Origin of the sequence: Vibrio fujianensis (genome assembly GCF_002749895.1) — a bacterium.
Lineage (GTDB): Bacteria > Pseudomonadota > Gammaproteobacteria > Enterobacterales > Vibrionaceae > Vibrio > Vibrio fujianensis.
Genome location: NZ_NBUS01000033.1, coordinates 33,622 through 44,168 on the forward strand (window position 1 = coordinate 33,622; position 10,547 = coordinate 44,168).

The window sequence follows — 10,547 nt, forward strand, 5'->3', positions numbered from 1 at the left end:
GAGGCTGATGTGGTTATCTTTAACCACGCCCTTTCTCCAGCTCAAGAACGTAATCTCGAACAGCTTTGCCAATGTCGAGTGATTGATCGGACAGGGCTGATTTTAGACATCTTTGCCCAACGAGCACGGACTCATGAAGGCAAATTACAAGTCGAATTAGCTCAGTTACGTCACATTTCTACTCGTTTAATCCGAGGCTGGACTCACTTAGAGAGACAAAAAGGTGGGATAGGCTTACGGGGGCCAGGAGAGACGCAATTAGAAACTGACCGCCGTTTATTGCGTGAACGAATTAAAGCAATTTTACGCCGCTTAGAGAAAGTCTCTAAACAGCGTGAGCAAGGACGTAGAGCAAGAAACCGTGCTGAAATCCCAACGATTTCATTGGTGGGTTACACGAATGCTGGGAAATCGACCTTATTTAATCAAATTACCTCTGCTGGAGTCTATGCGGCTGATCAGCTATTTGCGACCTTAGATCCGACATTAAGAAAAATTGAACTTGCCGATGTAGGGCCCGCGATTTTGGCTGATACAGTGGGTTTTATTCGCCACTTACCACATGATTTAGTCGCCGCATTTAAAGCAACGTTACAAGAAACTCAGCAAGCTGACATTTTGTTACATGTTGTTGATGCAAGTGATGAACGTTTTCGTGAGAATATCCAAGCGGTGGATGATGTCTTGCTGGAAATTGGTGCAAACGAAGTTCCTACTTTGTTGGTCATGAATAAGATTGATAATCTTGATGGTCACCAGCCTCGTATCGAGAGAAACGATGAAGGGGTACCCAAAGCAGTTTGGGTTTCGGCTATGGAAGGTATCGGGATCGATTTGCTTTTTTCAGCATTAACAGAACGTTTAGCGAGCCAAATCATTCAATACCGCTTATCGATCCCACCGCAGTATCAAGGTCGGATTCGTAGTTTATTTTTCCAAATGAATGCAATTCAGCAGGAAGAGTATGATCCAACAGGCAATTTGTTGATATCGATTCGAATGCAACAGGTTGACTGGTCTAGACTAGAAAAAAGAGAACAGGCAGCTTTACGTGACTTTATCGTTACTTAAAGGGCTGCTAGAGTATAACGTCATATCAAATGATGGAGCTTTCTAATGGCGTGGAATGAGCCCGGAAATAATAACGACAACAATGGCCGCGACAATGACCCTTGGGGTAATAATAATCGCGGTAATAAAGGTGGTCGTGAGCAAGGTCCGCCAGATTTAGACGAAGTGTTTAACAAACTGAGTCAAAAACTGGGCGGCAAGTTTGGCAAAAAAGGTGGCACAGGAAAAGGACCATCGTTTACTGGTGGTGGTGCAATTGGTTTAGGTATTATTGCTGTTATTGCTATCGCAATTTGGTTCTTTTCTGGTTTTTATACTATCGGTGAAGCTGAGCGTGGTGTGGTTTTACGCTTAGGTAAGTACGATAGAATGGTTGATCCTGGTCTAAACTGGCGCCCGCGTTTTATTGACGAAGTGACACCAGTTAACGTACAAGCGATTCGCTCATTGCGTGCTTCTGGTCTGATGCTGACCAAAGACGAAAATGTGGTTACTGTTGCTATGGATGTCCAGTATCGTATCGCTGACCCTTATAAATACCTTTATAAGGTAACTAATGCTGATGATAGTTTGCGCCAAGCAACTGATTCCGCATTACGTGCCGTCGTAGGTGATTCATTGATGGATAGTATTTTGACCAGTGGCCGTCAACAAATTCGTCAGAGTACACAAGAAACGTTAAACCAAATCATTGATGGCTATGATATGGGGCTATTTGTGGTTGGGGTTAACTTTCAGTCATCACGCCCACCGGAGCAGGTGAAAGATGCATTCGATGATGCAATTGCTGCTCGAGAAGATGAGGAGCGCTTCATTCGTGAGGCAGAAGCTTATAAAAACGAAATTCTACCTAAAGCCACAGGTCGTGCTGAGCGTCTGAAGAAAGAAGCACTTGGTTATAGCGAACGGATTACCAATGAAGCGTTAGGTCAGGTTGCTCAATTTGAGAAACTATTGCCGGAGTATCTGGCATCACCGAAAGTCACGCGTGATCGTTTGTATCTGGATACGATGGAAGAAGTATATACCAACAGTTCGAAAATTCTGATTGATTCGGAATCTAGTGGCAACTTACTGTATTTGCCGATTGATAAATTAGCCGGTCAAAATGAAGCAACGAGCAAACGTCAAAGTGGTTCATCTTCAGTTTATGATGAAATCGAGTTGGAATCTAAACGTGCAACAACATCAGGTAACACTGACACTTCTCAGCCTCGTTCAACCAGTTCACGTCAAGGGAGATACTAATCATGCGTAAATTAATGATCCCTGTGGTTGTCGTTTTACTGGCATTGTTATTGATGTCAATGTTCGTCATCCCAGAAGGTGAGCGTGGGATTGTGATTCGTTTTGGTCGCATCCTAAAAGATAACAATGATGTGTCAAAAATTTATGAGCCTGGCTTGCATTTTAAAATGCCCGTCTTTGATCGAGTGAGAACGTTAGATGCTCGAATTCAAACAATGGATAGTCGCTCAGATCGCTTTGTGACCTCTGAGAAAAAAGATGTCATTATCGACTCTTATGTCAAATGGCGTATTGAAGATTTTGGTCAGTACTATTTGGCGACAGGAGGTGGTAATGCATTAACGGCGGAAGCACTACTTGAACGCCGTGTAACAGACGTTTTACGTTCAGAGATCGGTTCAAGAGAAATTAAGCAAATTGTTTCTGGTCCTCGTAACAGTAACGTACTACCTGATAGTGCAGATGATGAGGTTGTTGCCACTGAAGCGGCGAAACAAGCGCTTGAAATTGATGGTCAACGTGATGAAATCATGGCTGAAGTATTAGAGGAAACTCGAGTCAATGCTAGCCGAGATCTTGGTGTCTATGTGGTGGACTTTAGAATGAAGAAAATCAACTTACCAGACGAGATCAGTGAATCCATCTATCGTCGGATGCGCGCAGAGCGTGAATCTGTGGCTCGTCGTCACCGTTCACAAGGGCGTGAGAAAGCTGAAATTATTCGAGCTCAGGCTGAGTTAGAAGTGGCAACGATTATTGCTGAGGCAGATAGAACGGCTCGTATTACTCGTGGTGAAGCTGATGCTACGGCCGCTAAAGTTTATGCGGATGCATATAATAAAGATCCGGAGTTTTTTAGTTTCCTACGTTCGTTGCAAGCTTATGAAAACTCATTTAGCCAAAAGAGCGATATTCTTGTCTTAGATCCGAAGAGTGACTTCTTCCGATACATGAATAGCGCAAAGGGTGCAATAGCGAAGTAGATATTGACCGTCTATTTAGAAAGGCTCCATAGGAGCCTTTCTTTTTTTTGGAGACAATTATGTCGAATCTAATATGGGTAGCGATAGGAATATTACTGGTGGTGGAAGGCATTGGGCCACTCTTTGTACCGAATGGCTGGCGTCATATGCTTATTCAGCTTACCCAACAGTCAAATAACCAGTTGCGACGTATTGGTGGCTGCTTGGTGGTCACTGGAGTGGTTATTGTCTATGTCTTTATCCGCCAGTAATATCGCTACTTTTTTTCTTCATTCAGTAGTCAGTAGTGTGGTGGCGGCGGCTCATTGGCTGGGTCGGCAAGATTTGAGTTATCCATATTTTTCATTTTACCCACGACATATTTCATCTGATCTTGCATCTTGCTGATCACAAGTTGTTGTTGAGTTAAGGATTCGTTTAACTCCTCAATGGTTTGCTCTTGGAAAGCTAACTGACACTCTAAGTCATCAATGCGTTTTTCGAGTTGTGTTATCGTCTTTTCATTCATGGCTAATGATCAAATTTCCATGCTTGAGCGATACCTGCAGAGGTTGCGGAAATCACTCTTTGTTGAGAATTAAAGGTAACATCATACACTACGGCTCTAGGTGGCCGTGCATCTTTTTGGGCTTTTGCTTCAAAGCGAGCTTGCTGTTGGCCATTATCTGTCCGCCAAACGCTAATCAAACTTGAAGGGGTGCCAGTAATAAGATACTGCCCATCATCAGAAAATCGTGCGGTTGAAAAAAGTAGTTGGCGAGAAAAACTGTGTAATTTTGTCTGTTTTTGACCGGTCTGTAAATTCCAAATAACCGACTGATTTCCACTGTCTGAGGTGAATGCCAGTCGACCGTCGCGCTGAAGAGCAACCCGATTTACCCGTTGGCTATGCTCAAAGTGATAGATGATTTGTCCGGTTTGAGTATCCCATAGATAAGCCATACGGTCATTTCCTCCGCTCAATGCATAGCGCCCATTCGGAGAAAGAGCCACCGAGTTTACTTTTTCATAATGAGCAAGGAACTCAAGCCGCCTTCCAGAGACTAAGTCTACGTAAATGGCTTTACCATTGGATAGTCCAATGAGGACTTGTTCACCATTATTACTGATGTCGATATCACGGATTACCCCGTCAGAGATAGACCATAGGCCTTTGGCTTGGGTCCATCCTAAGTGCCAGACGGCAAAGTTGATTTGGCTCGCAGTCACCGCATACTGACCATTATCAGAAATGCGAATATACGATACGGTACTTGCTTGCGGATCTTGCGCGCCTAGTTGAGCTAATTGTTGACGCTGTGCTAAATCCCAGAGAACCAGCTGATGCTCTTGGGAGTATACTAGGGCAAAACGCCCATCGCGACTCAATGCAAAACTGGTGGAACCGTTGGGTTCTAATACCCAACGTTCCACATCGTTGTCAAAGAAAAAACAGCCAGTTAACAGCAACATGGTAAGCAGTTGCAGGATGAAATGAGAAATTATTCGCCTCAAAACTAATTATCCGTGAAGTAGTAAAGACAATTACAAAACATACCGTTATATTGGTACAACATGAGCTTGTGCACCAGATTAAAAAGCAGTTTTGTGCACACTCACAAAAGGTTTACCTACAAATTTGGAGAATTCAATGAAATCACTGTTTAAAGTATCGCTGCTTGCGGCTACGGTTATGCTCGCTGTTGGGTGTCAAAAAGATGATCCTGCGACTGTTAAAGCCAGTGAGCAAGCTCAACCGGTAGTAGAAACCGTCACTTTCCATTCAGAGGATGATAAAGCAGCCTACGCAATTGGTGTTTCATTTGCTAACTACCTGACTGCCAGCATCGATAAACCTAGCGAAATTGGCGTTGAGCTTAATAAAGATATTGTATTAAAAGGCATCGAACATGTTTTTGCGGGCAATGCTCAGATGACAGAAGAAGAAACTCGATCGGCATTAGAGTCGTTAGACAAACGCGTTGCTAGCCTTATGCAAGCGAAAGCGGCAGAAAAAGCCGAGACTAACAAAAAAGCTGGTGACGAGTTCCGTACAGAATTTGCTAAGCAAGACGGAGTGAAGCAAACACAATCTGGTCTTTTATATCAAGTAGTAACACCTGCAGAAGGTGAGTCTCCGAAAGATACCGATACCGTTCAAGTTCATTATAAAGGTACATTGATTGATGGGACTCAGTTTGATAGCTCTTATGATCGGGGTGAACCTGCAACATTCCCGCTTAATCGAGTGATTCCGGGATGGACAGAAGGCGTTCAACTGATGCAAGTTGGCGCTAAGTATAAATTCGTCATTCCACCAGAATTAGCTTATGGCGAGCAAGATACACCAACCATTCCTGCCAATTCGACGCTGGTTTTTGAAGTCGAGTTATTAAAAATAGGCAATGGTGAAGAAGCGAAGTAATCGGGTAGTATTATGCTGGTAGGGTCTGAAGTTCAGGCCCTTTTTTCTCCCTGGCCTTGTTATATCCCATCACCAATCATACGCCTGTGGGTTAAGATGCTAGGTTATTATCCTCAGAACGTGCTTTAAATCACTTGTTAATGAGCTAGCTCAGTCATAGACTAAAATTATCTGATAAACTTACAGAAATTAGTTGATGTTTCGTTTTAAGGTCAAAGTACAGTGACAAGCACAGAAAATATTAATACTGACATGCTACTCGAGTTTGAATCCGTTCATGTAAAACCTTTTACTGAGCACGATAAAGTGATTTTACGCTCTTATGAAGCGGTAGTAGATGGTATTGCCAGTTTAATCGGCCCATTTTGTGAAATTGTGCTGCATTCACTGGAAGACTTAAATACTTCAGCAATAAAAATTGCCAATGGAGAGAACACCGGTCGCCAAGTTGGTTCTCCCATTACTGATTTAGCACTCAAAATGCTGCGTGATATTGAAGGCTCTGAACGTAACTTTTCGCGTTCCTATTTTACTCGAGCGAAAGGTGGCGTACTAATGAAGTCGATTACCGTTGCGATCCGCAATGGTGACAACCGTGTCATTGGTTTATTGTGTATTAATGTTAATTTGGACGCTCCGTTTTCTCAAGTTCTTCAATCATTTATGCCCACTCAAGAAGCTCAAGAAGCGGCATCTTCTGTCAACTTTGCCAGTGATGTAGAGGAATTGGTGGATCAAACCGTTGAACGGACTATCGAAGAAATCAATACTGATAAATCAGTTTCGAATAATACCAAGAATCGTCAAATTGTTATGGCATTGTTTGATAAAGGAATTTTTGATATTAAAGATGCGATTAATCGGGTCGCGGATAGGCTAAATATCTCTAAGCACACCGTTTATCTTTACATCCGTCAACGCAAAACTGGGGATGAATAGGCCGTGGACAGCCCTGCATTAACCTTTACTTTATTAGTCAATGGCCCGTGTTATGGGACACAGTCAGCTCGTAATGCGTATCTCTTTGCTCTGAATGTGATTGAGCAAGGGCATCAGTTAAAACGGGTGTTTTTCTATCAAGACGGTGTATCTAATGGCTCAGCATTGACGGTGCCTGCCAATGATGAATTTGACTTAGTCAAAGGATGGCAAACCTTGGCGAATCAATATCATGTTAGTCTTGAAACTTGTGTTGCGGCTGCGTTGAGAAGGGGACTGTTAAGCGATAGTGAAGCCTCATTGCACCAGCGTAGTGCTGCAAACCTAGCTAAATCATTTCAGCAAACTGGGCTTGGTAGTTTAGCTGAAGCGTTACTAAGTGATGATAGAGTAATACAGTTTTGAAGAAAATTGCTTTTATATTTCACTCTTCACCGCATGCCATTAGTGCCGGTCGCGAAGGGTTAGATGCGTTGTTAGCGACTTCAGCTTATCACGATAATTTGGCCGTTTTTTTTGTCGCAGAAGGGGTGTTGCAATTAGTGAAAAATCAGCAACCGGAGCATGTTTTGAGCCGCGATTATCTTTCTGCATTTAAACTGCTTGATCTTTACGACATTGAACAGCGTTATGTTTGCCAGCAAAGCTTGGCTGAATGGGGCATGGATATTGAAGATTTACTGATTGATGCCCAGCCATTAACGCCAGTTGAGATAGCGAAACAGTGGCAAGACTTTGATCACGTTCTAACGTTTTAAAAGGGAATGAGATGCTGCATATTGTCAAAAAATTAGAGCAACTCACATGGCTTTCTCGTTACTTACAGTGTGGTGATGTATTACTGTTGGTTGAGCAAGCCGTTTATGCGAGTAAGATCTCTTCTCCCTATTATCGTTATCTTCCCTGTGATAGCACAGTTTATGCATTACAAGAGGATCTGGCAGCACGAGGGTGGTTAGAGGCTTGTGCTGAACCGATACATATCATTAATATCGCTGGATTTGTTGATATGACAATTAATGCCGAAAAATCAATAAGTTGGTAGTTATTTTGTTAGCCTTTGTGCATTTAGACTGACACCCCCATTTCCCTTACAGAAAAAAGATCTGTATATTTCTTGACACACCTCTCACTGCTGCATAGAATTTTGCGTCCCTATTTGCGTAAAGCAATTAGGGCTAGATTTTTCACAAAGCTTACTTTAAGTAAATTCAGGAGCTAGCTAATGGCAACGATTAACCAGTTGGTACGCAAGCCACGTGTGAAGCAAGTTGCAAAAAACAACGTGCCTGCACTCGAAGCGTGCCCACAAAAACGTGGTGTATGTACTCGCGTATATACTACTACCCCTAAAAAACCTAACTCAGCACTACGTAAAGTATGTCGTGTACGTTTAACTAACGGTTTTGAAGTTACTTCATACATCGGTGGTGAAGGTCATAACCTACAAGAGCACAGTGTCGTTCTTATCCGTGGCGGTCGTGTAAAAGACCTTCCGGGTGTTCGTTACCACACTGTTCGTGGTGCGCTTGACTGTTCAGGCGTTAACGACCGTAAACAAGGTCGTTCTAAGTACGGTGTGAAGCGTCCTAAGTCTTAATGCCCTTCTTTTTATAAGAGAAGCGTTAAGTAAGGCCAAACACTAAAATTAAATTTTAATTTTGAAGAAACTGAAAAGTTTTGGATAACCTGAAGAAGACAACGGAGAATATTCCATGCCACGTCGTCGCGTCATTGGTCAGCGTAAGATCCTTCCAGATCCAAAGTTCAAATCTGAATTGCTGGCAAAATTCGTTAACATCCTAATGGTTGACGGTAAAAAATCTACTGCAGAAAAAATTGTTTACACTGCACTAGACACTATGGCTGAGAAATCTGGTAAAGATCACTTAGCTGTATTTGAAGAAGCTCTTGAAAATGTTCGCCCAGCGGTCGAAGTTAAATCTCGCCGCGTGGGTGGTTCAACTTACCAAGTTCCTGTAGAAGTTCGTCCGGTTCGCCGTAACGCACTTGCTATGCGTTGGTTGGTTGAAGCTGCGCGTAAGCGTGGTGAAAAATCTATGGCTGCTCGCCTAGCTGCTGAAATGCTAGACGCATCAGAAAACAAAGGTACTGCTGTTAAGAAACGTGAAGACGTTCACCGTATGGCAGAAGCAAACAAAGCGTTTGCTCATTACCGCTGGTAATACCTTCTGTGCTGCGAGGTTCTCTCGCAGCACATTTCTATATTTCTAAGGTTAACCTTAGTAAGAGGATACAATCGTGGCTCGTAAAACTCCTATTGAGCGCTACCGTAATATCGGTATCTGTGCTCACGTAGATGCAGGAAAAACAACCACTACTGAGCGTATTCTGTTCTACACCGGCCTTTCTCACAAACTTGGTGAAGTTCATGATGGCGCTGCCACTATGGACTGGATGGAGCAAGAGCAAGAGCGTGGTATCACCATTACCTCTGCTGCCACCACGGCTTTCTGGCGTGGTATGGATGCCCAATTCCAAGATCATCGCATTAATATCATTGATACCCCAGGACACGTTGACTTTACCATTGAAGTAGAGCGTTCATTACGTGTGCTCGATGGTGCAGTGGTTGTTTTCTGTGGTTCGTCTGGTGTTGAGCCTCAATCTGAGACTGTTTGGCGTCAAGCGGATAAATACCATGTTCCACGCATTGTATTTGTTAACAAGATGGACCGTACAGGGGCAGATTTTCTACGCGTTGTAGACCAAATTAAACATCGTCTTGGTGCGACTCCTGTTCCTATCCAATTGAATATTGGTGCAGAAGAAGAGTTCAGAGGGGTCATCGACCTGATCAAGATGAAAGCCATTAACTGGAATGAAGCCGATCAAGGCATGACCTTCACCTATGAAGAAATTCCAGCAGAGATGCAAGAGCTTGCTGAAGAGTGGCACAACAACTTAGTTGAAGTGGCTGCTGAAGCGAGTGAAGAGTTAATGGATAAATACCTTGAAGAAGGTGCATTAACCGAAGCTGAAATAAAACAAGCACTTCGCCAACGGACACTGAACAACGAAATCGTACTCGCCACGTGCGGAAGTGCGTTTAAAAATAAAGGTGTGCAAGCGGTATTGGATGCAGTGGTTGAATATCTTCCATCACCGGTTGAAGTGCCTGCTATTAAAGGGATCGATGATCGTGAAAATGAGGTTGAACGTCATGCTGACGACAATGAACCATTTTCTGCTTTAGCCTTTAAAATTGCTACCGATCCTTTTGTTGGTTCATTGACGTTTATTCGCGTCTATTCTGGGGTTGTCAATTCCGGAGATGCTGTTTATAACTCAGTGAAACAGAAGAAAGAGCGTTTTGGCCGCATCGTTCAATTGCATGCTAATAAACGCGAAGAAATTAAAGAAGTTCGCGCTGGCGATATTGCTGCGGCAATCGGTTTGAAAGACGTTACAACCGGTGATACTTTGTGCGACCAAGATCATAAAGTGATTCTTGAACGTATGGAGTTCCCTGAGCCAGTCATTCAGATCGCCGTTGAGCCGCGCTCTAAAGCTGACCAAGAGAAAATGGGCATTGCACTGGGTAAACTCGCAGCGGAAGATCCATCTTTCCGAGTTGAAACCGATAATGAAACGGGGCAAACCCTAATCTCTGGTATGGGCGAGCTTCATCTAGATATCATCGTTGATCGCATGAAACGCGAATTTAGCGTTGATTGCAACGTGGGTAAACCTCAGGTTGCGTATCGTGAAACCATTCGTGGTAAAGCGGAAGTTGAAGGCAAGTTTGTTCGTCAGTCAGGTGGCCGTGGTCAATATGGTCATGTATGGTTGAAAGTTGAACCTGCCGAGCCGGGACAAGGCTTCGTCTTTGTTGACGAAATCGTGGGTGGTGCAATTCCTAAAGAATTCATCAATCCGGT

The 10,547-nt window shown here is 43.3% G+C and carries 13 protein-coding genes and 1 pseudogene; 12 read left to right on the top strand and 2 right to left on the bottom strand.

All coding sequences use genetic code 11. The features are described 5' to 3' along the window. The 4 genes and pseudogenes from hflX to B7C60_RS01695 form a co-directional block, all read left to right on the top strand. Positions 1–1,071 (top strand): annotated as a pseudogene (gene hflX, locus B7C60_RS01680) (ribosome rescue GTPase HflX); the annotation flags it as partial. 45 nt (positions 1,072–1,116) lie between these two features. After that, positions 1,117–2,319: an FtsH protease activity modulator HflK gene (hflK, locus tag B7C60_RS01685; protein WP_099610148.1), complete on the top strand. Its 1,203-nt coding sequence runs from the start codon at positions 1,117–1,119 to the stop codon at positions 2,317–2,319. Between the two features lie 2 nt (positions 2,320–2,321). Then, entirely contained in the window at positions 2,322–3,302 is a 981-nt protein-coding gene (gene hflC, locus B7C60_RS01690; RefSeq protein WP_099610149.1) for a protease modulator HflC, read from the top strand. Between the two features lie 59 nt (positions 3,303–3,361). Further along, entirely contained in the window at positions 3,362–3,553 is a 192-nt protein-coding gene (locus B7C60_RS01695; RefSeq protein WP_099610150.1) for a DUF2065 domain-containing protein, read from the top strand. Positions 3,554–3,582: 29 nt separating this feature from the next. On the opposite strand, the gene B7C60_RS01700 is transcribed toward B7C60_RS01695, so the two are convergent. Together B7C60_RS01700 and B7C60_RS01705 are read right to left on the bottom strand one after the other, a co-directional pair. Continuing rightward, positions 3,583–3,810 carry a SlyX family protein gene (locus B7C60_RS01700; RefSeq protein ID WP_099610151.1) on the bottom strand — a complete coding sequence of 76 codons (228 nt, stop codon included), beginning with the start codon at positions 3,808–3,810 and terminating at the stop codon, positions 3,583–3,585. Between the two features lie 2 nt (positions 3,811–3,812). Continuing rightward, on the bottom strand, positions 3,813–4,796 hold the full coding sequence (locus B7C60_RS01705) for a WD40 repeat domain-containing protein (RefSeq protein WP_170887941.1): 984 nt from the start codon (positions 4,794–4,796) through the stop codon (positions 3,813–3,815). Positions 4,797–4,932: 136 nt separating this feature from the next. Between B7C60_RS01705 and fkpA the strand changes: the two genes are divergently transcribed. The 8 genes from fkpA to fusA form a co-directional block, all read left to right on the top strand. Further along, positions 4,933–5,706: an FKBP-type peptidyl-prolyl cis-trans isomerase gene (gene fkpA / locus B7C60_RS01710; protein ID WP_099610153.1), complete on the top strand. Its 774-nt coding sequence runs from the start codon at positions 4,933–4,935 to the stop codon at positions 5,704–5,706. Between the two features lie 222 nt (positions 5,707–5,928). Next, entirely contained in the window at positions 5,929–6,645 is a 717-nt protein-coding gene (locus B7C60_RS01715) for a helix-turn-helix transcriptional regulator (RefSeq protein WP_099610154.1), read from the top strand. A 3-nt stretch (positions 6,646–6,648) separates the two neighbouring features. Next, the gene (gene tusD, locus B7C60_RS01720) at positions 6,649–7,050 is read left to right on the top strand and encodes a sulfurtransferase complex subunit TusD (protein ID WP_099610155.1); all 402 of its coding nucleotides are present in this window, start codon (positions 6,649–6,651) and stop codon (positions 7,048–7,050) included. Continuing rightward, positions 7,047–7,403 carry a sulfurtransferase complex subunit TusC gene (tusC, locus tag B7C60_RS01725; protein WP_099610156.1) on the top strand — a complete coding sequence of 119 codons (357 nt, stop codon included), beginning with the start codon at positions 7,047–7,049 and terminating at the stop codon, positions 7,401–7,403. The genes tusD and tusC overlap by 4 nt, the downstream gene beginning before the upstream one ends. 11 nt (positions 7,404–7,414) lie before the next feature. Beyond that, positions 7,415–7,690 (top strand): sulfurtransferase complex subunit TusB, encoded by a 276-nt coding sequence (gene tusB, locus B7C60_RS01730; protein WP_099610157.1) that lies wholly within the window; start codon positions 7,415–7,417, stop codon positions 7,688–7,690. 180 nt (positions 7,691–7,870) lie between these two features. After that, positions 7,871–8,245 (top strand): 30S ribosomal protein S12, encoded by a 375-nt coding sequence (gene rpsL / locus B7C60_RS01735; protein ID WP_078927413.1) that lies wholly within the window; start codon positions 7,871–7,873, stop codon positions 8,243–8,245. 115 nt (positions 8,246–8,360) lie between these two features. Next, positions 8,361–8,831 (top strand): 30S ribosomal protein S7, encoded by a 471-nt coding sequence (rpsG, locus tag B7C60_RS01740; RefSeq protein ID WP_042490263.1) that lies wholly within the window; start codon positions 8,361–8,363, stop codon positions 8,829–8,831. 76 nt (positions 8,832–8,907) lie between these two features. Beyond that, a partial coding sequence (gene fusA / locus B7C60_RS01745) for an elongation factor G (RefSeq protein ID WP_245868401.1) occupies positions 8,908–10,547 on the top strand: 1,640 nt, incomplete at its 3' end.

Bases quoted from the DNA above. Each gene is read 5' to 3' on its own strand.
- hflC (WP_099610149.1), top strand. From the start codon at position 2,322: ATGCGTAAATTAATGATCCCTGTGGTTGTCGTTTTACTGGCATTGTTA.
- fkpA (WP_099610153.1), top strand. From the start codon at position 4,933: ATGAAATCACTGTTTAAAGTATCGCTGCTTGCGGCTACGGTTATGCTC.
- rpsG (WP_042490263.1), top strand. From the start codon at position 8,361: ATGCCACGTCGTCGCGTCATTGGTCAGCGTAAGATCCTTCCAGATCCA.
- rpsL (WP_078927413.1), top strand. From the start codon at position 7,871: ATGGCAACGATTAACCAGTTGGTACGCAAGCCACGTGTGAAGCAAGTT.
- tusB (WP_099610157.1), top strand. From the start codon at position 7,415: ATGCTGCATATTGTCAAAAAATTAGAGCAACTCACATGGCTTTCTCGT.
- B7C60_RS01695 (WP_099610150.1), top strand. From the start codon at position 3,362: ATGTCGAATCTAATATGGGTAGCGATAGGAATATTACTGGTGGTGGAA.
- B7C60_RS01700 (WP_099610151.1), bottom strand. From the start codon at position 3,810: ATGAATGAAAAGACGATAACACAACTCGAAAAACGCATTGATGACTTA.
- hflK (WP_099610148.1), top strand. From the start codon at position 1,117: ATGGCGTGGAATGAGCCCGGAAATAATAACGACAACAATGGCCGCGAC.